The organism is Peptostreptococcus sp. MV1 (assembly GCF_000758885.1).
Classification (GTDB): Bacteria; Bacillota; Clostridia; order Peptostreptococcales; family Peptostreptococcaceae; genus Peptostreptococcus.
Window position 1 is genome coordinate 1 of record NZ_JRNB01000096.1, and the last position, 21,777, is coordinate 21,777.

At 32.7% G+C, this 21,777-nt stretch carries 15 protein-coding genes and 2 pseudogenes; all 17 read right to left on the bottom strand.

All coding sequences use genetic code 11. From position 1 onward, the window contains the following. Positions 1–498 precede the first annotated feature (498 nt). The 17 genes and pseudogenes from mobQ to HMPREF1639_RS07295 all read right to left on the bottom strand — a co-directional run bounded on the left by mobQ (position 499) and on the right by HMPREF1639_RS07295 (position 21,758). Positions 499–2,139 (bottom strand): MobQ family relaxase, encoded by a 1,641-nt coding sequence (mobQ, locus tag HMPREF1639_RS07220; protein ID WP_036764952.1) that lies wholly within the window; start codon positions 2,137–2,139, stop codon positions 499–501. 345 nt (positions 2,140–2,484) lie between these two features. Further along, positions 2,485–2,775 (bottom strand): DUF3847 domain-containing protein, encoded by a 291-nt coding sequence (locus HMPREF1639_RS07225; RefSeq protein WP_005398222.1) that lies wholly within the window; start codon positions 2,773–2,775, stop codon positions 2,485–2,487. Positions 2,776–2,915: 140 nt separating this feature from the next. Then, complete coding sequence (locus tag HMPREF1639_RS09645) at positions 2,916–3,146, bottom strand: DUF3021 family protein (RefSeq protein ID WP_242847300.1); 231 nt, start codon at positions 3,144–3,146, stop codon at positions 2,916–2,918. Between the two features lie 11 nt (positions 3,147–3,157). After that, positions 3,158–3,652 (bottom strand): hypothetical protein, encoded by a 495-nt coding sequence (locus tag HMPREF1639_RS07230; RefSeq protein ID WP_036764955.1) that lies wholly within the window; start codon positions 3,650–3,652, stop codon positions 3,158–3,160. A 44-nt stretch (positions 3,653–3,696) separates the two neighbouring features. Further along, entirely contained in the window at positions 3,697–4,617 is a 921-nt protein-coding gene (locus HMPREF1639_RS07235) for a toll/interleukin-1 receptor domain-containing protein (RefSeq protein WP_036764956.1), read from the bottom strand. A gap of 11 nt (positions 4,618–4,628) precedes the next feature. Then, positions 4,629–6,833, bottom strand: a complete 2,205-nt coding sequence (locus HMPREF1639_RS07240; protein WP_036764958.1) for a DEAD/DEAH box helicase — start codon at positions 6,831–6,833, stop codon at positions 4,629–4,631. Next, on the bottom strand, positions 6,830–7,381 hold the full coding sequence (locus HMPREF1639_RS07245; protein WP_036764961.1) for a hypothetical protein: 552 nt from the start codon (positions 7,379–7,381) through the stop codon (positions 6,830–6,832). The genes HMPREF1639_RS07240 and HMPREF1639_RS07245 overlap by 4 nt, the downstream gene beginning before the upstream one ends. A gap of 201 nt (positions 7,382–7,582) precedes the next feature. Then, the gene (locus HMPREF1639_RS07250) at positions 7,583–7,972 is read right to left on the bottom strand and encodes an RNA methyltransferase (protein WP_242847301.1); all 390 of its coding nucleotides are present in this window, start codon (positions 7,970–7,972) and stop codon (positions 7,583–7,585) included. Positions 7,973–8,017: 45 nt separating this feature from the next. After that, positions 8,018–8,515, bottom strand: coding sequence for a phosphotransferase (locus tag HMPREF1639_RS07255; protein WP_001116341.1), 498 nt, complete (start codon positions 8,513–8,515; stop codon positions 8,018–8,020). Between the two features lie 243 nt (positions 8,516–8,758). Next, a complete protein-coding gene (erm(A), locus tag HMPREF1639_RS07260) occupies positions 8,759–9,490 on the bottom strand; it encodes a 23S rRNA (adenine(2058)-N(6))-methyltransferase Erm(A) (protein ID WP_000810833.1) in 732 nt (243 codons plus the stop codon). Positions 9,491–9,547: 57 nt separating this feature from the next. Then, complete coding sequence (locus HMPREF1639_RS09715) at positions 9,548–9,673, bottom strand: erythromycin resistance leader peptide (RefSeq protein ID WP_017650677.1); 126 nt, start codon at positions 9,671–9,673, stop codon at positions 9,548–9,550. A gap of 404 nt (positions 9,674–10,077) precedes the next feature. Next, positions 10,078–10,557, bottom strand: coding sequence for a Csac_0668 family 2Fe-2S cluster-binding (seleno)protein (locus tag HMPREF1639_RS07265; RefSeq protein WP_000700631.1), 480 nt, complete (start codon positions 10,555–10,557; stop codon positions 10,078–10,080). A 398-nt stretch (positions 10,558–10,955) separates the two neighbouring features. Further along, positions 10,956–11,905, bottom strand: a pseudogene (locus tag HMPREF1639_RS09505) (IS3 family transposase); the annotation flags it as partial. 12 nt (positions 11,906–11,917) lie between these two features. Next, on the bottom strand, positions 11,918–13,240 hold the full coding sequence (locus HMPREF1639_RS07280) for a site-specific DNA-methyltransferase (RefSeq protein WP_084572488.1): 1,323 nt from the start codon (positions 13,238–13,240) through the stop codon (positions 11,918–11,920). A gap of 2 nt (positions 13,241–13,242) precedes the next feature. Then, positions 13,243–13,455: a helix-turn-helix domain-containing protein gene (locus tag HMPREF1639_RS07285; protein ID WP_008902116.1), complete on the bottom strand. Its 213-nt coding sequence runs from the start codon at positions 13,453–13,455 to the stop codon at positions 13,243–13,245. 111 nt (positions 13,456–13,566) lie between these two features. After that, positions 13,567–20,871, bottom strand: a pseudogene (locus HMPREF1639_RS07290) (DEAD/DEAH box helicase family protein); the annotation flags it as partial. 83 nt (positions 20,872–20,954) lie between these two features. Further along, the gene (locus HMPREF1639_RS07295; RefSeq protein ID WP_036764967.1) at positions 20,955–21,758 is read right to left on the bottom strand and encodes a KilA-N domain-containing protein; all 804 of its coding nucleotides are present in this window, start codon (positions 21,756–21,758) and stop codon (positions 20,955–20,957) included. Positions 21,759–21,777: the final 19 nt, after the last annotated feature.

Consider the following 21,777-nt stretch of genomic DNA (forward strand, 5'->3'; position numbering starts at 1 on the left):
TTTATTGTGTATGTTATTATGGTTTGTGCTGCTTGACCTGCTTCTTTGCTTATTTCTTCGTTTATCATGTTTTNTCTCCTTTGTTTGAATTAAAAAAAGGGAAGTATAGGCTTTAATTTTTCTATACTTCCCTTTGNTTGTTTTTATTTTNTTGTTCTTGGTGGTGGAATGCTTTATTTTGANGTTTTTATAGNTTANTTAGGTATTTGTACCTTTTNTTGTTTTTCTNCTCTTATTTTGCTTTTCCACCTTTAGTAGTTTGTGTGTGTTCTTTTGTCTGATAGATAGTTTTTCATGTTGGAATATATNATCTGNANTTCNTCATTGTTCATNGNTTTTATTTCTTCTGTGCTTTTNTANGTTTTNTATGTTCCATCTTGATCTGCTTTTATGAGTTCATCTATTAGCTCTTGCCTTTTATTCATCTNTATTACCTCCTAGATCTGCCTTTATTTTCTTGGTCATATTATAGCTTGGATAAGATATTTTTACCAGGTCTTATCTTTCTTGATCCATTTTCTTGTTTTTCATCATTTCTCTGTATTCATTGTCTTTAATAACTTGGTCTTGGAATTTTTTAATCTGTGCTATTACACTCGGTTTTTCACCTTGTTTTATTAACTTATCTATTTCTATGGATAAGTCTATGCCAAGTTCTTTGTTTACAAAATCTACTGAATATTTTATATGATTAATTTCCTGGTATTCATCTTTTATCTTGTCTTTTTCTTTATTTATTTCTTCAAGATTTGCCATTAAAAGATTTTTTTCTTCATTCCATTTTTTAGGACTTAGTTTTTCCTTATCTGATAGGAGTTTCTTTAATTTCCCACTTACTACCTTATATTGGTCTATGTCTTTCTTATGTTTGTTATAGAATGTATCTTTTGTGAATATATTTTTCTTTTGATATTCTTCATAAACTCCTTTTTTGGCTTTGTAGATTTCATAGTATAATATTTTCTTTTCTACATCTTCCATTTCTTTATGGATTGTCTTTGCTTTTTTATTTAGACTATAACTATTAGACTTTAAAGTTTCTATTTTTGTTTGTAACTGACCTATGGTTTCTATGTTGTTTTTTCTTAAATAACTATATGCACTTGTTAGCTTTTTGAAGTCATATTTTTCTTTATTAGTTTTTGCATATCCTTTTAGATATTTACTTTTTTCTTTTTGAATTTCTGAATAAGTTAATAGATAATTTGTTAGATTAAAAAGTTTAGGGTTGTCTATTACCTTATCTCTTTCTATCTCCTTAAATTTTTCATAAGCAGTAGATAGATTATCTAATAAATTTCCTATCCAACCCTTTAATGTTTTTATCTCTTCTTTTATTGTTTTTACAAGGTTATTATATTTTCTTATTTCTCTATTATAGTTTCCTTTGTCAGTTTCTATTCCTTTTCTTTCCATTGCACTTGCTGCTGATCCTAAATGGATTGTCGGTAGATAATCTGAATTTTGTCTTTTAAAACTCCTATGATCTACTCTTTTTTCTATATCATTCTTTACTAGATATTCATTGCAAATATTAGAAAAATTTCCTCTCCATTTTTCTACATTGCCTTTATCGTTCCAGGTTGTTAGTTCTACTTTTCTTGTTTTAGGTTTTCCATTTTTGTTTAAAATCTTTTCTCCTTTTTCATTTAGGATATATTCTTTTTTTGACTTAGCTAAGAACTCTCCTTTTTCGTTTATGGGTCGCATTATGGTCATTATATGACAATGGATATTTCCATTTTTATCTTGACTCTCATCATGAATTGCATAATCTACTATCATTCCTTGTGATGTTAGATTTTCTTTTATAAATCTTTCGACTAGGTTTTTATTTTCACTTAAAGTTAATTCTTTTGGTAGTCCTATTATGAATTGTCTTGCTAGTTGTGCATTAGAATTTTTTTCTGCCATTTCTACTTTATTCCATAAGGTCGACCTATCATTAAATTCTTTTGGTATATGATCAGGCAATATTATATTTTTTACTAATACTTTTTCTTTTCTTGTATAGTCATGGGTTACTCCGTCCCATTCATTTTTTATTCTTTCTCCACTTATATATGCTGCACTTGCTACTGCACTTTTGCCTTTTCCTCTTGATATTATGTTTACTGAAAAATGAAAACTGTCTGCCATTTTTATCACTTCCTTTCTTTTTTTGTTGTTTTAGGTGGAGGCTTAATAGATTTTTTATATCCTCTTTGTGAATGAGCGTTTTGAAATGATAGAATTAAAAAAGCCGACTACTGAATTAATTTTTGTTGTTTCAGTATGTCGGCTTAATTGTTTTGTTCATTTCAAATTTTAAAAGTCAAGGGCGAGCATTAGCGAGTTTATTTACCCTTGACTTTTAAAAAGCGAATGGTTGTTGGTCTCTGCAAGGGTTTGGCTCCGCAGGACGCAAGCACCCTTTAGGGTGTATAATTGCGCCCTTAGAAAATCTAAGGGAGATTTGATTATTTACAACACCCTTTATTTTTATTAATTTTCTCTCATTAGTTTTAGTGTTTCTTTAAATTCTTTTGTCTTTATTGCTTCTTCTAGTAGGATTTTTATTTCTTCATCTGTTAGTTCTTCTGCATTTTCTATAAGGCTTTCTAAGATTGCTCCTCTTGTTATGAGCCTATGTGTTCTTTCTTTTCTTCTTTTTTCTATGTCTTGTTTTAATATCTTTTTTTCTTGATTTTTTAGTTGCCTTAATCTTTCTTCTGTATCGTCAATTTTATTTTTTATTTCTTTTGATTCTTTTCTGATTTGTTCTAATTTTTTCATATATAACTCCTTTCTTGTATTAAAAAAAACGACTAGATTTTTAATTTCTAATCGTCTTTTTCTAAATGTTATACATTTCTATATTACATTTTTGTTTTACGCTTTTTATATATCTTTCCATGTAATCCCAGTCTTAATTGTTATAACTTTTTGTTGATTTTTTTTATCATATTTTTCTCATAAAGATAAAAGATGTAGACTATTAGTAAATAAATACCAACAAAGATGGTGACGGAAATTACAATAGAGAAATCATAATTAAACCACTTTAGGTAAAGACCTGCAAAGATAAAATATATAAGCATTGCACAAAAGTGGATGCTTTGATTTAAATAGGTTGCCCTATTTTTATTTTTGAAAATTTCTCCCATTAGGACAGATACTAAACCAAAACGGTCAGTAAATATGCCAAAATTAGACTCACGAAAAAGAAGATTATAACTTTTGTGATCTGACTTTTTGCATTAAACCCAAAATTATCATATCCCTTAGCACCAACCGTCTGTGGATAAACTTTAGTTGGTAATTTTAACTTGGTAAGCATGAGATAATCAAAAAATATAATATCAAAAAGCTTATATCCTTCAAATAGTATTAAAAATCTAACAAAGGCTTGCTGAAAAGTTAAACTAAATTTTACTGTATCAACAATTGCCCAGACCAGAACGGCTCCAATTGCAACAAATCCAAGTATCATGATAAGTACGCCGATTATATTGACCCAAATCGGTTTATCTGGCAACTTACTCATAATAACTTTGATATCATCAGGTGCGCCGAAATACTTCGAGCCAAATTTCGGTATAATAAGTATAAAATTCACCATCATAATTGTTGCTGTTAAGCAGATGATGAATAACATACCAAGTGTTTTCATCAATTTAGTTTACCTCCTCTCTCAAGGTATAAATCATTGTGCAATTAAAATCTTATGTCTTTTGAAATATCATTTATGTTTCTATAATGATTTTCTATTTCTTCTTGCTTCTTTCTTTTTAATTGTTCTTCTCTTCTTCTAATTTGTTTTTCTTCTTCATTTGTTTTCTCTACACACAAAATCAAGGTATCTCTATGATATTGTTTTACCTCTTCGATTGTTGTTCCATCTAAAATAATTTTATCAGATTCAACTCTAGCTATTCCAGGTCTATGAATTGATGTAAATCTTGGTGGGCAATCCCAATTTCTTAAAAATAATTCAGACCATGTGTCAGTTGGTTTGCTAGATAATCTAAAAGGGACACTATACAAAGCAGAACCTCTTGTTCCATCATTTTTTGGCAAGGTAACTTCATTTGTTATAATGCCTACGATTTTTATATCCTCTCCCTCAATTGTTATCGGTTCATATTCATCAACATAATATGGTCTTATACCTACTTTAGGTTTCTTTTTAACTTTAAATATCGATGCAATAAGATCCTTATATGATTCTTCATTAAATGGATTACCTCTTAAATCTATTGCAAGTTTTCCGTCTAGGTAAGTAGGTAAAGCTGTATTGAAATCTCCTTGTCTAATGATTGGAATAAACTTCCTATCATTGTGATTATTGTAGAGTTCCGCAGATATTATATGACTTTCATAACCTACACCTTTTTCTCTATTATTAGCTTTCCTTTTATACTCTTCAGTGCATATTATAATTACATAATCACTATCTCTTATCGAGCTTTCCATAAATTTTGGAAGTCTATCCCCTGGACTTACATCATAACTATCTATTATAGCTTCAATACCATCTGATAATAATTTATCTGCTAAAGATTTAACCCAATCTGAGTGTTCTTTACTTTCCCATGAATATGATATAAATACTTTTGGAACGTTACTTTCTGTCATTCAACACCTCATTAAAATAAATCTTCTAGCCTTTTCCAATTTTCATTATTCATTTCTTCTGTGTAGTCTGTATTGTTAATATAAAGTCTTGTATCTTTATCTCTAACAAACCCCCAATTTATTTTACGCCTATCAGCATAATCCTTAAAAGCATAGAATTTATTTTCGATCTGCTTATCAATATTTTTACTTACACCTTTTCTTTCTCCACCTTTAGTTTCAATTATCCATACTTCTCCATTTTTCTTTTTGATTATATAGTCTGGATAAAAAAGATATTCTTTGCTTAGATTATTACCGTAAATAACTGATAGATATTGTTGTCCTGTATCTCCATTTTTATAGTACCAATCTACATCATCTCTACTTTCAAGATAGTTTTCTAAGAGTTGTTCTGAAGTTGATCTAAATTGAGATGTTGTCATAGAAGTGTTGTATTCTTTATATGCATTTTTCTCATACTCGATTACTTCTGTTTCATACGGAAGATATTTATAAAAATCTTCTAAAGGCAATTTCCATTTTTCAGTTTTCTTATCCAAGATTTGTATTTGTCTTGCATTAGAAATTGCAGCTAAATCTAAAAAGTCATCTCTTAGTTTATCAGCATTATTAATCATAAAAGCGTACCACTCACGATTAGAAAGATTTAATAACTTCTTGCTTGATGGTATATTTTTATGGAAAAGATGTTGAAGAATTGCCCTCATTTTGTTAGATGGTACACCAGTAACTTTTTTTATCATATCAACTGCGTGCAAACAATCAATTCCATGATCGTGAGTTGATACTTCATAGGCTATTTCTCTATTTTCACCTTGCTTTTCATCAACTATATCTTTGAGTTTTATAAACTTACCAGTTCTAAAGGTAGATATAACTTTTGTTCCCATTATAAAACCATAAGACTCTAATAATTTTTCATTGTCCTTTTTAATGTTGGTTAGTTTATATTTGTCTTTAAAATAATCATAAGCTCTATCTCTAACCAATACTTCATCTACAAATTGATAGTCTTTATTTCTAAATTCTTTTACAAGATCAAAATCTTTGCACTTGTCTTTTAAAAATAACCTCTTAACTTCATAGGCATTTCCACCTTGTATAACAGATTCTTTATACTTTTCATCGAATGTATAGAGGAAGCAAAAATCTAATAGGTCGTTGTCATAGTGCCTTGCTCTTGGCATTCTTCTTATGCGTCCTATTGTTTGAGTTTCAAAGGTTTCTGTCATATTTTCACGAAGTTTTACAAGTATCTTTGCTCTTGGGCAATCCCAACCAGTTGAAATAGCTTGTTTCATAATCAAGAAGTTTGATTTTGAGTCTTCATCTGTAACATCAAGTGTATTTATTTTTTCCTCACTTAACCATTTAGCAAGCATTTTATTTTTATAGGTGTAACCCATATTTGTTAGGTGTTCTTCCACAAAAGTAACTAAGGACTCGCTCATATCTGGAAATTGTATTATAACTAGAGGATTGATTTTTTCTCCTATTTTCTCATACTCGGCTTTGATTTCTTTTCTCTTTTCATCTGCTTTTTGTATTAGATAAATAGTTTCACTTTCAAGGTCGTCCATCTCGTCTGCTTCAAGACCAGGGTTTATATAGAGTGCCTTTGTGATTAGACCAGAATTTATTACCTCTTCTTCTGGTATTTCATAAAATTCTGCCATCGGATTTTTGACAGTTGTTGCCGATACTCTTATCTCTCTATCTGAATTAAGGGCAAACAAAATATCATCTGCTTTTGAGGTGTTGTTCAAATGCTCCTCGTCAATAATTGTGATAAAAGAAAGTTGTTCTCTATGTGCTTCTGCAATTCTTTCAAAAAGATTTTTCTTTTCACTATCTTTAAGTGCATTATTCTTTTTATTGGTTATCATTTCCCAGTTTATAAAATAGGTGTAACCACCCTTGAAACCTTGAAGTAAGGCATCGTGTATATTCGCAGATTTTGCATGAGGAATAAAGTCGTCCATTTTATCTTTTGATTGTTCCTCTAAATCTCCTTTACCTGGAGTAAGCCAGATAAATACCTTATTAGGGTTCTGCCATAGAAGATAATCATAAATATAAGAAAGTAGAATTATTGTTTTACCAGATCCGGTCGGACTTTTTACAATGATTTTTCTTTTTGCATTTGGATCTGTTGTTTTATCCAAAAGATAGTTTTTGGCGTCTGTTTGAAAATCAAATAAATCTAACATCATAATTCGTTCACCTCTCTTAATTCTTCTGTGAAATAATAGTCTGGGATAGTAACAACTTCAAGTTTCCTTTCTTCGATACTATCCTTGATTTCATTGGTTAGTAAGATGAATGATGGAATATATAAAACACCACTTTCTTCCATTTCAGTAAGTGCTATATTTAAATCTTCATCAGATAAAATTATTCTCCTAGTGTTCCCATCAATCTCACACATATTTTCAAGCTCGACCATTTCTTTGATATAGTCAAGAAGCTTAGAAGATAAAATCTCCTCATCTTCTGAAAGTTTAGGTATAAATTCTGTTTTATAGTATTTAAGGTTACTAGGAAGTTTTTCTACCTCGATTTCTTTTTTTCTACTTGTGTACTTATATCCCCTAATAACTTTTTCAATTCTTTTGTAGCATACATTTTCTGCTATCCCATTTTCATTATTAGTGCAAAGTATAAATTTTCTTTTTCCACCATCTTCATGATTTAATTCTATAACTGCATGCCCCGTTGTTCCGCTGCCTGCACAATGATCTAAAATTTTCAATTCTAACAAGTCTTTTTCAGTATTTTTAACTTCATAAAAACCTCTTTGGCAATAATGCCTAATTCTTCTTTAGTTGTTAAAATTTTTTATTTTACCATCATCGTTCCCCTGATTTTCAATTAATCTTCTTATGTTATATAAGAAGTACATATCTTTTTAATCTTAAAGTATTTAAGTCTTAATTTTAAAATTTTCAATCTTAGATATTATTTAAATCATTCCAAAATGCTCTAAAGCATCTTCGATTGCTTTTTCTTTTTCTTCTGGGCAATTTGGCACTCTTTGATTTTCTTTCTTACTAAAATTATAATTTTCTCTCTCTATTAGACCATGTTTCCTTTTTATTTGTGCAATATATAGGCTTGAAACTTTTAGTCCGTATTTATCTAACACATACTTTTTAATTTCTCCATAAGTTGCGTCTTTTGAAAAGTCAATTTCAGATAATTCATCTTCCCCTATTTCTATATCTAAATGATGTTCTGTATTTAGTTTGGACAACAGAGCTACCGTCTCCACATGCCCTGAAGTTCCAAAGTTCCGTAACTTTTTATGATTAATTATACTGAAAGCAATTTGATATAATTCTTGTTTATTCATTTTCTTCTCCAATATTATTTAGCTTAATAATACGTTATTCTTTTTTCAAAACACTAAGTTATTCAGTTCACCATCAAGAACTTTTATAGTTTCATTTCTTTCCTTATCCTCTTGATTGTCATATAAAAGTTGTTCAATAAACTCCCATATATCTTCTAGTTTACGTCTAATATGATAGAATAACAAAGCATCCGTATTGATTAAAAAATCTTTGTGTAATTTCAGGTATATGTTCATAAATACATCATAATATGGCTTATCAACAAAAAACATGAGATCAGCTTTTACTGGAGCCAATTTCAAGCCTTCCCAGTCAATTAGAACTAACTGCTCATCCCGTTGCATCAAGTTCCAATTATGAATATCTGTATGGCATAGGGCCATTTTAGGATTACTTCGTCTTAGAATCTCCGACAGTCCTTCAACTCTGTCAATAGATTGTTCAAGGGGTTTTATGTGTGCCCCAAGCAAGCATTTTAAGTCCATGGGAAGACTGGCGCATTCTTTACGCAATACTTGTTTTAGCTGTTTCAGAAATGGCAAGCTAAAATCTTCCCTAATTAGTTGCACATATACCTACTATATCAATAAATTTTGAGTTATCATTGACTATATTAGTTGCTATTATCAGAATAGTCGTCGATAACTATATTTTCGTGCAAATATGCAAATAAGTAAAATGATAGTTATGTTATATCATAATAATTGAAAATAATAGAATGCATTTTTCAATGTAATAAGATTAAGCGTTCTCTTAAAGTTAGAGAACGCTTAATTATTTTTAATTTATTGAAATAATTTGTAACTATTGAAAACAGACAAAAATTGTTCATTGGATAATTTATCAAGATCAGTAACATTCGCATGCTTCAGCACCTGTCTTAATTGATTTTTAGTAAAAAGAACATGATATTCCCTGTTTACCCATTTATAAACGAAAAATCTATACTTTTTGTAGTCCTTCTTTAAAATAAATGGTTTATGCCTTTCAAGTACAATCAATACAGAATCTACATTAGGCTTAGGGTGAAAATATGCTCGTGGCACTTTTTTAAGAATTTTTATATCCATTTCCACCATTAACAGCAAACCTAAAGCTCGTTGGGTATTTTGCAACCTTTTAGCAAATCCCCTCTCTACAATAAGGTAGCTATATTTCGCTTGACTATCAAAAGCAATCTTTTTTACAATATCAGTACTAATATTGTAGGGAATATTACCAAATATTTTATAGTCTGTATTTTTAGGAAAGCTAAACTTCAAAATATCCTCATGAATAACTTTTATATTCTGAAAAGGTTCAACTGCTTTTTTCGTGGCATGACATAAACCTTCATCAATCTCTATAGCATTCACCCGTTGACTCATTTCCACAAGTTCCTTGGTAAAATGTCCTTTTCCTGACCCAATTTCTATTATTTTATCTTGTTTATTGATATTCGTATATTTTAATATTTCCTTTACATGCTTTTTAGATGTAATGAAATTTTGCGTATTTTTCGGGTTTTTCTGTTTCATTATAACCTTCTCCTTGCCGGTTATAATGAACTAATCTTAAGAGCTCATTATAACCAATTATTTTTGGTTTAGTTGATAATGAAATCTCTCAATAACAAATATAGAAAACATACCCATACCTTTACCTCCTTTAATTTTTTTCATTATAAATGAGATAAAGTAATATCTACTACTGCAATACATGTACACATATTTAACTCCTCCTTATGCAACTGATTATATCACTTTTAATTTCTCTATTCAATAAAGTTCTGTGCTAATCTACCTCACCCTATGGATTTTTAATCCCGAAACATCAAATGTCATCTGTCAAATGCCCTATTTAAAAGGGTCAAAAAACGGTATTTTTTAGCCTGTTTTTGACCCAATTTTCGTACTCAAACCACTACATGTTGTGGTTGACTCCTATTATTCCTTGTCCAAACCACAATACGTCATCAGAATTGCTGCTTCAACGTGTGTCGAGTTGCCTTGATAGCTATCAAAACTGCATTCTCAACCCCTAAGGTTATGGGGAACATATCCACGCTCGTAGATGGAAACATATCAAAGATTGGCTCTCGTTTGTAGGAACATATCGACTGTAATTATTTCATTTTCAAGCCTTTATCGATAGCTTCCTGAATAATCTTATGACAACAAACTCCCAACGGATTGTTTTCTTTACAATTAGAATTTTTCATTGCCCCAGTGATGGCATTTACTTCTTTTACGGATTTCGCGCCATGCTTTACAACTGCTTCAATTACCTGATTTTCTGTGACTTCGCTACAATAACAAGCATACTTAGGATCTGCATCTTTCTTAAACCAGATAGGAACTCTAACTTGGTCTTTCAAGAATTTTATTTCATTATCTAAGTTATAGTAAACAACGTCGCAGTCCTCGTTCATGCAAATCTTATATTGATCTCCGTTAACAGCATTACGATAATCATCTACCACTAGATGTTCAACAGTTACTTTACTAACGGAAATCCCTTCATTATTACATACAGGACAATTGTCTTTAATTTGATCCGGCTTTTCTGTTTTGCATCCACAACAACATTCATTATTAATCTTCATATTCTTAGCCTCCATATTTTCATTATAATTTCTTTTTTAAACTAGGTAAAACCAATTTCATATACTTGTCATTTATTAATAGCGTCAAACATTTTAGCTGGTGTTAATTTACTTAGCTCCCTGTTGTCAGCCAACGCACGTGTAGCTTTTTTGTGTATAAACACATCAGCGTCATGTTACCCATTGCTCGGCATTCTTCTAATGAACCCAAATACATGGAATGGCAACCCTTTTTTAGACAATTTATAACCGAACATTATCAAGCTTGAAAGTTTCTTTAGATTATAAAATATATTCTCAGACAATCAAGGGTAAAGGCTTCGCCCAAATTTCATTGAAATTTGCCCTTGACAGTCTGTTCATATATTTTATTTAATTTATGAAACTTCCAGAGCTTTTTATTCTGCTTTTCTATATTCTACTGGTGTTTTATATCCTAAAGATCCATGAATTCTTAGGTTATTATACCAATATACGTATTCTGCTAATTTTAGATTAAGTTCTTGGAAATTAGTAAAGTTCTCCTGATATATGAATTCTGTCTTCATTACTTTATTGACTGCTTCGCTTACTGCGTTATCATATGGGCTTCCTTTTTTACTTAGCGATCTTTTTATCCCAAATACCTTTAATATTTCTTCTATTTTTATATTTTTAAATTCTCTTTCTCTGTCTGTGTGAAATATTTTTATACGATTTAGTGGCTGCCTTATTGAGTAAAATGCTTCTGCTACTAGATTTGCATCTTTGTTTTTACCTGATGAGTATCCTATTATTTCACGGCTGTTTAAGTCTATTATTAAACATATATAATTCCATTTTTTTCCTACTCTTACATATGTTAGGTCGCTTACTATTGCTTCTAAATAGTCTCTATTGTCAAATTATCTATTTAAAAGGTTAGGGATGTCTTCTTCGTTGCATTTGGATCTTATTACTTTATATTGTGCTACTGTATAGTTTGAGACTAGGCCATTTTTCTTCATTATTCGGCCTATTTTTCTTCTCGATATTTTATATCCAATTTTCCCTAGTTCTTTTTTTATTTTGCGTGTTCCATAGTTGTTTCTACTTCTTCTGAATATTTCTTTTATTTCTTCTATTAGTTTTTCATCTTCATCTAATTTCACATCTTTTTCTTTGTTCAAATGATAATAGACTAAACTTCTTGTGACCCCAAGTAGTCTACACATTGCACTAATGCTATATTTATCTCGGTTCGAGATAATGAGGTCTATTTTTTGCCTAACAGTAGTGCAGCTAGCTTTAAAATATCATTCTCCATTTCAACCTGTTTCAATTTTTTACGAAGTCTGATTATCTCTTTTTGTTTCGCATCCACATTATCAAAATGGTTACTCTAAGCAGCACACCAACTATTTATTTTTTGAGTTTTAAACTTTGGTAGAAGTCTTGAACTCTTTATATTTACATAACTATTTGCCTCTATCACTATTATGACACGAAACCCAGCAAAAAAATCAAGATATAAGCTATTATTATCAAATATACTTAATATTCTTTTCATAAAAGCCATTTGTTTAGGGTTGTCAAATTCTATATCCATATTTTTTAATAAAGTGTAGTCTGGTCTTTGGTCATCACTCATTATAGACTTTGGTCTTTGCTTCCTATTTTCTAATAAATATCTTTTTAATCTTGGTAAACTGCCATCTGTATGAAAATGAATTCTATTTTCTGAAATTAGCTCGTTTAATTTCTCATTACTATATCTGAACCCTCCTGGTGGAACTGGGTCTTCCTCATTTGTTAAAGGATTTATAATAGGGGTCTTATTGCCATTTTTTACCCCTCCTAAATCTGCCTTTTGATAGAGTCCTCTATCATCAAAATACCAATAATTTGTAAAATCTATAAATCTTGGGTATTTAGTCAATTCTTTTAGCTCTTCAGTAATTTCATCATGTGATAATCCTAGTTTTTGTAATTGTTTTACCTTTTTCTCATATTCATCTATATTATTTTTTTCTGTTTCCCATTTATTATCTTTGTGTCTAACTTGAAGCTTTTCATAATCTTTTGAATATATTAAACAGTATTCATGACTTACAGAAACATAAAGGCTTTGATTTTTTGATGAGTTTGTATTCCTAACTATATTAGCTATAAAGTTTTTCTCTCCAAAAATTTGGTCACACAATAGCTTGAGTTGTCCTTGCTCATTGTCATCAATTGAAATAAAAATAACTCCCTCATCAGATAACAACTCTTTTGCAATAACAAGTCTTTCGCTCATAAATGAGATCCATTTAGAATGCCTATATGTGTCATCTTCTCCAATCCTTGTATCGTTATAAATAAATTCTTTATTTTTTGTATTATAAGGTGGATCAATATAGATAACATCAATTTTGCCCATGTGAGTCTTTTTTAATAATTTAAGGGAATGTAGATTATCCCCCTCTAAAATAAAATTAAAATCAGAGGTATTATCTCCAATTATTTTTTTATCTTCTATTTCTCTAAACACTGGTATGTTGTGAACGAGCTTTTTATCTACTTCTTCTTCGTGTTCTTCCCAAACTAATCCATATTTTTTCTCAGTTAAGGCTGTTTCAATCTTGCCAAGTGCAATCCTACTCTCATCATCTGTATGAATTTCTTTTAGATGATTTAGGTATTCAAGCATTTCAGCTCTTCTGATTTGCGATAGATTTCCCAATTTTATTCCACCTCATTTCTATGAATCTCTATAACATCTTCAATTCTGCAATCCAATGCCAAACAAATCTTTTCTAGTGACTCTAAGTTCACATAAGAGTTTTTGCTCATTCTAGAAACTATGTTGCTTGTTATGTTTGCAGCTCTTTTTAAGTCTTCTTTATTCATTTCTCTTTCTACCAATAAGTGCCATAATGGTTTATAAGAAATTGCCATATTATTACCCCTTATCCGTTTTATTGTTAAGATATATTATATCATAAATAGGCTGATAAGTCACTTTAGCCTATTTTATACTTGTGCTTGCGTTAGTATTTATTGAGATAGTCCTTGTTTTTTTATGTGTCCCACTTGGAACTGCTCCAAATCAGCGGGACGCCAAGGAACATCGAGGTCATGCAAAGCAATTAGTTTATTTTGCACATTCGTTCCGGCTCCCATCTTCTGCGTTGAACCCATTAAGATACGGATTTCTCCTTTTCTTACTTTCGCAAAGAGTTCGTCCTTTTGCTTATCGGAATTAGCTTCGTGGATAAAGGCAATTTCTTCTTTCGGTATGCCCATAGCTACAAGTTTTTCTCTAATATCATCATAGATGTTAAATTCTCCATCTCCTTTTGGAGTGGACATATCAGAGAAAAGTAGCTGTGTTGACCTATTTTCTTTTGTCTTATCCCAAATAGCAAATACATTTTTCACGCATACATTGACCTTGCTATCAGGGTTATCAGGAAGAAGTGGATTGATTAAACGCTGATCTAAGGCAAGTTTCTTGCCGTCATTGGTAATCTTAAGCATATTATCAACATCTGGCTCTACAACCCTATTTCTGACATCATCTGCTCTTTTAGAAAGGCTCTTTAGGATTTCCTTTTGTTCTTCACTTGGCAAGGTTTTAATAACTTCATAGTGTGCTTCAGGTGTTGGAAGATTTAACATATCCGCCGTTTGAATGTCTGCAACTTCCTTAAACATACTCATAAGCTCAGGCAAGTTATAGAACTTTGAAAATCTCGTTTTTACCCTATACCCTGTACCTTCAGGAGATAGTTCAAAGGAGCTTTGCGTTTCTCCAAAAGTGGAAGCCCAAGAGTCAAAATGCTCCAGTCCATTCTTTTTAAGGCTCTCATACTGAAGATACCTTTGCATGGTATAAAGCTCTGTCATAGAGTTACTTACAGGCGTTCCTGTGGCAAAGACCACGCCTTTTCCGCCTGTCATTTCATCCATATAGCGACACTTCATGAACATATCTGAAGACTTAAAGGCTTCTGACTGCCCGATACCTGCAACATTACGCATTTTTGTATAGAGATAAAGGTTCTTAAAACCATGTGCCTCGTCAACAAAGAGCTTATCAACTCCCAGTTCCTCAAAGGTAATCACATCATCTTTCTTAAAATCGTCATTTAATTTCTCAAGCCTTGTCTCCAGTTTTTTCTTTGTCTTTTCAAGCTGTTTTACGGTAAAGTTCTGATTTCTGTCATGCTTGTATTCTTCTACATAGTTTACGATTTCATCAATCTGATCTTGAATATGCTTTTCCTGATATTCCTTACTCATAGGGATTTTTTCAAACTGCGTATGTCCGATAACAACCGCATCATATTCCCCTGTTGCAATCTTTCCGATAAATCTCTTTCTGTTTTTCGGCTCAAAATCTTTCTTATCTGCCACCATAATGTTAGCCGACGGATATAGCTGCATAAATTCACGACCGATTTGCCCTGTTAAGTGATTTGGTACAACAAATAAGGACTTACTGCACATTCCAAGTCTTTTACTTTCCATTGCAGAAGCCACCATTTCAAAAGTCTTTCCACTGCCTACCACATGGGCAAGCAAGGTATTTCCTCCATAAAGGCTTCTTGCTATGGCATTTCTTTGATGAGGTCTTAAATCTATTTCCGTATTCATTCCCTCAAAAGAAAGATTGCTTCCGTCATATTCTCTGTTACGGATAGAGTTAAAACGCTCGTTATACAGTTTTACAAGACGGCTTCTTCTTTCCTGATCGTTAAATATCCAGTTCTTAAATTCTTCTTTTAATAGCTCCTGCTTTTGTCCTGCAAGCATGGTTTCTTTTTTATTTAAGACAGAAGTTTTAGAGCCGTCCAGATTTACAATTTGGTCAAATACCTTTGTTTCTTTAAGGTTTAAGGCATCTTCAATCAGCTTATAGGCGTTTACCCTTGATGTACCAAAGGTCATTTCAGCAAGGTCATTTCCTCTGTCCCTGCTTTTTCCTTCTACATTCCATTCGCTTGTAAGATTGGAAAATTTTACCTTAATATCCCATTTGGCATATCCCGGAGTTTTAAGCGTTTCAAAGATGAATTTCTCAATATCTTTAATCGGTATCCAAGTTGCACCAAGCCTTACATTGATTTCACTTGCTTCAAGCTCCTTTGGAAGAACTTTTGTAAGCTCTGCTTTTTGGTATTCCAAACGGTTCATTTCATAGCTTATCAGCTCTTTTTCTTTTCCATTCTCGGAAAAGCCAAGATGAGGAAGCTCTCTTTCCGTTTGTCTGAGCTTTGATAAGTAACTGTCTACTATGGCAATCTTATCCCTTATATTCCCACTTAAATATTCATCCTTTGTTACATAGCCATATTTGTAGGAGTTGCTGCCATTTGCACAAGCAAAAGGTAAATCCCCATCCTCCAAGTTAAATGAAAGCGGTCTGTAAAAGTTTTGTTCTTCTCTGATATTTAAGTAGATTTCCCCTCGAAGCTCCTCAATTAAAGTCGGTCTGTCTTTTCCTGTAAGACTTCCCATATAGTCAAAATCCACATAGCCTTTTTCAGACACCGATAAGACAAGGGCTTCTAAAGATGTGTCCACATGGTCTATGACTTTGGCTTTTGTAATGGTTCTTTTAGAAAAAATATCTCCCTTTGCCTTGAAATTTTCTTCTTCATCAAGGATTTCAATGGACGATACCAAAGGAAAGTTGCTATCCTCTTTCAAGGCTCTGGTATTGCTTAGGTTATTTACAAAGCCATGTTTCTTTGAAAAGTTATCATAGACTTCATTTAGTTTTTCCTGTGAAGCCTTGATTTCTTCTTCGCTAAAATCTTCTTTCTGCTTGTAAATCACATCTTTTAAGGCAGCATTCAGCTCAAGGTAATCCTTGATTTTTTCTTTATTCTTGTCTGATACTTCCTTTTTGATAAAGAGTGAGTTTTCTCTGTAATAGACTTCATCATCAATCAAGGTGTATGAGAAGTTCTTTACATCATCGGTTGCAGGGATAGAAGTTATTTCATCATCAAGTAGCTCTATTTCTTCATACTTGGCTTCTTTTGAAATTCTTTCTCCCGCAATCTCGATACGATCCTTTAACGAAGCCATATTGTTCTCTTGCCCTAAAAAGGCTATTGGTTCACATGTTAGAGTTTTTCCAAATCGACCACTTACCTCACGCATAGAACCAAGCACCTGCTCAGGATGATCGACAAAGTATTTGTTATATGAAAGTCCATTTTCATCTTCCGCAAGGTGTATCCAGTCCTCATCTCGCTCTAATACACTATCTCTTTTCTTTAAGAAGATAATATCTGAAGTAACTTCTGTGCCGGCTACGCCCTTAAAGGTATCGTTTGGAAGCCTTATTGCTCCTAAAAATTCGGCTCTTGCTGCGAGATACCTTCTAACACTTTCGTCTTTTTTATCCATCGTTCCTGAAGATGTGATAAAGGCGATAACGCCACCATTTCTAACCTTATCAATGGATTTTGCAAAGAAGTAGTCGTGAATAAGAAAGTTATTACGATTGTATTCCCTGTCATTTACCTTATACTCTCCAAATGGAACATTTCCGATTGCGATATCAAAGAAGTTGTTGGAAAATCCCGTTTCTTCAAGTCCCTTAACCTGTATATCACTTTCAGGGTATAGCAGCTTTCCAATACGCCCGCTTACCGAATCAAGTTCCACACCATAAAATTTTGACTTATTCATTTCATCAGGTAGATTACCGATAAAGTTCCCAACACCCATTGACGGTTCAAGGATATTGCCCTGTTTAAATCCCATACCTGAAAGTGTCTTATATACGCCATCAATAACGGTTTTCGGTGTGTAAAAACTCGTTAGGGTAGATTCTCTTGCAGCTTCGTATTCTGCTTGTGATAGGTTATCTTTTAAGAAAGCTCTTGCCTCTTTCCACTGTCCATCCTTACTTTCATCAAAGACTTCAGATAATCCTCCCCAGCCTACATATTTCGCTAAAACTTCCTGAGCTGTAATATCAAGCTCTCGTTCTCCGCTTTCCACCCTGTTAAGCATAGAGATTGCTTCAAGGTTATTATTTAACCTCTCGCTTGGAGATAACTTTGAAGGAAGCGTTTCTTCTGTAATCTTGAAATTATGAGCCTCATTTTTCTTTATTTCTACTTCCTCAAAAGTCTTTTCAGCTTTCACATAGGTCAGATTTTCAAAGATTTTATCAAGCTCACTTTCCTTACGATAAGCAATTACGTCTGAGCCTGTAATCATACCTCCAAGATATTCGGTATTATCCTTAATCGTTACGGTCTTTAGGTTATTTCCCATATCATCAAATCTTGTGATGGTATAGTCTTTCCCCTTATACTTCACTTCATCGCCGATGATAAATTCAGGTCTTTCAAGACTTACTTGTCTTAATAAATCCTCATTATCAGTAAAGGCTACAATCGGTATTTGATGATTACCTTGCCTTGCAGGATCAAGCCACAAATCATTTCTTCCTGTGATTTGATTTTTAGAAATCTCCCTTACTTTGTACTCCTCATGATTAAAATAGATGGTATCGCCTTCTTGAACTGCAAACTCATCTGAAGGGCTGTCCTCTTTTTCGTTAAGCTCTACTTCTTCTTTTCCCTTTAGATAATCTAATAAGGTAGCCTGAAAAGGTTCTGCCTGTATGCTTTCTTCTACTTCTTCAGGTGCTTCAAGGTCTGTAATATTCTCCTCAAAGCTAAGTTCTCCGTTAAAAACATGATGAAGCTCCTGCTCATCCATTTGCTTTTTAAGTTCACTGTCTTTCAGTTCTCTAAAGGTCTTTGGAAAATCCTCTAAAACAAGTCTTTGGGCATTTAATTCCTTTAGCTCCTCAAGATTAAAATATCCCCATTCAGGTTCGATACCTAAAACAAGTCCAAAAGCATCTTTACTTTCCCTGTCATACTCCGTCATATACCAAGTCCAGTTACTTCTAAATGGAATGATGTATGCTGCATGAACCTGTTTGTCTGCTAAGGCTACATCTTCCTGTGCATAAAGCTCAGGCACTCTCTCAAGCATTTCATCAGTCATTAGATTATTTGGATCATCTTTAGAGTAATAACTTGGTTCTTTTTGTTCTTCTATCTCTGTCTTGCTTTCAATATTTTTTTCTTCAAGATAAAGATTTTTTGAAAGCAGCTCGTCTATATGCTTTGCTACATTTGACCATGTAAGAAAAACATCGTTACAATGATTCTTCTGTAATTTAAGTCCCTTTGCATCGTGCCATTCTCCGCTTCCTCTTTCGCCTGAAACAGCATGAGAGCCTCCGCCAATTCCATACTCGTCTTTTAAGAAATTTGCTTTTTCCTGAAGCGTATGGTTTTCTTTAAAATACTTTGTAATTCTTTCTTTCCCTCTATCTACTCCACTTCCTCTTGAAATCGTAGCAAGGACTTCATCTTCTGTAATAAATCCTTGTACCTTTGGAAGTTCGGTTAAGTTAGAGATATATTCCTTTCTCGGCAGTTCAAGCTCCTGCAATTTTTGATAAAGGCTATCTACCTTGTGATAATGAAATCTTAGTACATCTTTGTTTTCTTTATATCCTGTCAAAAAGCGACTGTACTCGGAAATAACATTTTTTAGATAGTCAGGATTTTTAAGAGCTTCCGATAACTGTCTTGTTTCTTTCGGAAAGCCGCCACCTCTTTCTATAAAGTCAAAATATCCCTGTGCTTTCCCTTCTTCACTTAAATCGTGGTATAGATACCATAAGGATTCTGAAACTCTATCTCTTTCATAGTCCTGTGCTTCTAAAAGCTCTACATTCGTGGCAAACTCTCCATTTCCCAAAAGTTCTTTGATTCTTCTTGCAGCATTACTCCAGCTTAAAATTTGCGTATCATCTTCTCTTGCAGAAGTTCCATAAGCTAAATGAATGCCTTTATCCGAATACCAGGAAGATACTTCTGCTCCATTAAGAAATAAACCGTTTCCACCTCTAAATGTATCTTTAAGGTATTCTCCCAATGCTTCTACTGTTTTACCTTTGGAAAATTCAGCAATGATAGGAAGTCTTTCGCCCTCATGGTTTCCACCGTTTACAAGAATACTGTCAATATCATTTTGAGTAAGAGGTATTGTAAGTTTAATCTGTCCTGATCTGTTTTCGGGTAAAGAAAAAGAAGCCTTATCAGCTTCTCTTATCTCTTTATCCGTATTTTCTTTTAGATTTCCACTACTTCCTTGATTGTCATTTCTTTGAGGGCTGAAATCATTGCTTTGTACTGCGGATGGCTCTCGTCCTCTATCTGCCAAGCCATCATCAGTTTCGGCTTCTCTGCTCTCATAAACTCTATCGCCTGTTTCTGAGTATCCATCAGGTGTTTTGTCAGCTTCTTCTCCTTGTATAGATCCACTAACATCTCGAAGTTGCTCTGCTCCTCGCTGCTTGAAAGATAATCCAGCCTCATCACTGCGTATGTCGGATTCGGATATTCCCTCATAAAGTCCGTCTCTTCCTCTAACTGATTCAGTGTATTCTCTTTGATTTTCTCTATTATCTCGTCCGTACTCTCCATTTCGGAAAATTCGCTCGTTTTCACTAATTCTTTCCTGATCATCTCGTCGAAGTACATTTTCTTCTACCTCCTCTAATTCTTCTTTTATTTTATTATATCCTGCTTCTTTACCTCTTAAAACTTCTTTTTGAAGCTCTAACTCTTTGCTTTTTTGAATGGTTGCATCAATGACTGTTCCGCTAATGTCCGATACCGTTTCTCCAAGGCTCATAAGAGAAATGCTGTCAAGCATTGCAAAGTTTTCCCTCAACAGCTCCTTATCCATAGGATAGTCTAACTTAAATCTTGAAGCTACTGCATAGCTTACCGAGTCCCTTGCAAACTTGGTAAAGGATATTCTGTCCTCATCAGATATTCTAAGTTCATTCATCAAGCTATCTATTTTTTCATCTCCGTAGAGCCTGCTTAAAGAAAAGATGTTTTCTAAGGTGCTTTCGCTTTCTTCATAGCCTTCAGCTTTTATCATTTCCTTTAATACATCTTTGTGAGCTTCTTTATCAAATCGCCAAAGATTTACCTCATTGACATCTCTGTTTTTGGAAACTGTCTGACTAATATCAAAGATATAGTCCACCTTTTTGTATGTGGCATAGTCCTCTAAAATGGGGATACCTTTCTGTCCTCGCATAACCGTTCTGTTAAAGCGTTCTCTCCAGTAGTCAAACTTGGCACAAGCTGTAGCTTCAGGATTTTTATCATAAATACTTAGCTGACTTCTAAAGTCGTACCTCTGATTGTTTCCGACAACCTTTAAGAGCTTCAGATACTCTGCTTCACTCTGCAAAATATCTTGTTTTATTAGCTCCAAAATGTTATGAAAATCATTTATTCGCATGTTTACCTCCTTCTTTTTTGCATGAAAAAAGGCGGTTAGATTTTACTCTAATCACCTTTGTACTACATATTGATATTATCCTTTTATTTCAACTTTTTCATTGATTCACTCTCTGATAATATTTTCATCTGTTCAATTGCTATTGAATTTAGTTTTTCCAGTCTTTCAGATTGACTCATGCCCTCATTTATAAATACCGCATTAAGATTTTCAAGATTAGAAAGGCATACAAGCTGCGATATATCTGCATAATCTCTAATATTGCCTTTTAAATCCGGATTTTCATCACGCCATTCTTTCGCTGTTATTCCAAACAAAGAAACATTTAGAATATCCGCCTCACTTGCATAAATAAAGTTGATTTTTTCTTTTGAAAGTTTTTCAGGTACAAGCTTATTTTTAATGGCATCTGTATGAATCCTATAATTGATTTTTGCCAAATTCCTTTTTATATCCCAGCCTAACTTCTTTTGTTCTTCTTCCTTTAAGCGTTCAAATTCCTTAATCAAATACAATTTAAAGTATGGAGATACCCAAGAAGCAAACTCAAATGCTATATCTTTGTGAGCATAAGTTCCTCCATATCTTCCTGCTCTCGCAACTATACCGATAGAATTCGTTTTTTCTACCCACTGCTTAACAGATAAAATAAATCGGTTAAATCCTGCTTCATTTTTAATTCCCTCGAATTCGGGGGAATTAAAATTTGTATTATACATTTCTTCCCAAATACCTAAAAACTCTATTGTGTTCTTGTTTCTAAGCCATTTTTCTATTAAAGCAGATCCGTTCTCAATATTTCTAACCATATCTGTTAAAGAAATGTAATCCCTATTATCTATAGCAATAATGCTGATTTCTGAACCTTCAACATTTATTTTAGACACATAATCACCTCTCAATCAT

Bases quoted from the DNA above. Each gene is read 5' to 3' on its own strand.
- mobQ (WP_036764952.1), bottom strand. From the start codon at position 2,139: ATGGCAGACAGTTTTCATTTTTCAGTAAACATAATATCAAGAGGAAAA.
- HMPREF1639_RS07225 (WP_005398222.1), bottom strand. From the start codon at position 2,775: ATGAAAAAATTAGAACAAATCAGAAAAGAATCAAAAGAAATAAAAAAT.
- HMPREF1639_RS09645 (WP_242847300.1), bottom strand. From the start codon at position 3,146: ATGGGAGAAATTTTCAAAAATAAAAATAGGGCAACCTATTTAAATCAA.
- HMPREF1639_RS07230 (WP_036764955.1), bottom strand. From the start codon at position 3,652: ATGAAAACACTTGGTATGTTATTCATCATCTGCTTAACAGCAACAATT.
- HMPREF1639_RS07235 (WP_036764956.1), bottom strand. From the start codon at position 4,617: ATGACAGAAAGTAACGTTCCAAAAGTATTTATATCATATTCATGGGAA.
- HMPREF1639_RS07240 (WP_036764958.1), bottom strand. From the start codon at position 6,833: ATGATGTTAGATTTATTTGATTTTCAAACAGACGCCAAAAACTATCTT.
- HMPREF1639_RS07250 (WP_242847301.1), bottom strand. From the start codon at position 7,972: ATGAATAAACAAGAATTATATCAAATTGCTTTCAGTATAATTAATCAT.
- HMPREF1639_RS09715 (WP_017650677.1), bottom strand. From the start codon at position 9,673: ATGTATTGCAGTAGTAGATATTACTTTATCTCATTTATAATGAAAAAA.
- HMPREF1639_RS07265 (WP_000700631.1), bottom strand. From the start codon at position 10,557: ATGAAGATTAATAATGAATGTTGTTGTGGATGCAAAACAGAAAAGCCG.
- HMPREF1639_RS07285 (WP_008902116.1), bottom strand. From the start codon at position 13,455: ATGGCAATTTCTTATAAACCATTATGGCACTTATTGGTAGAAAGAGAA.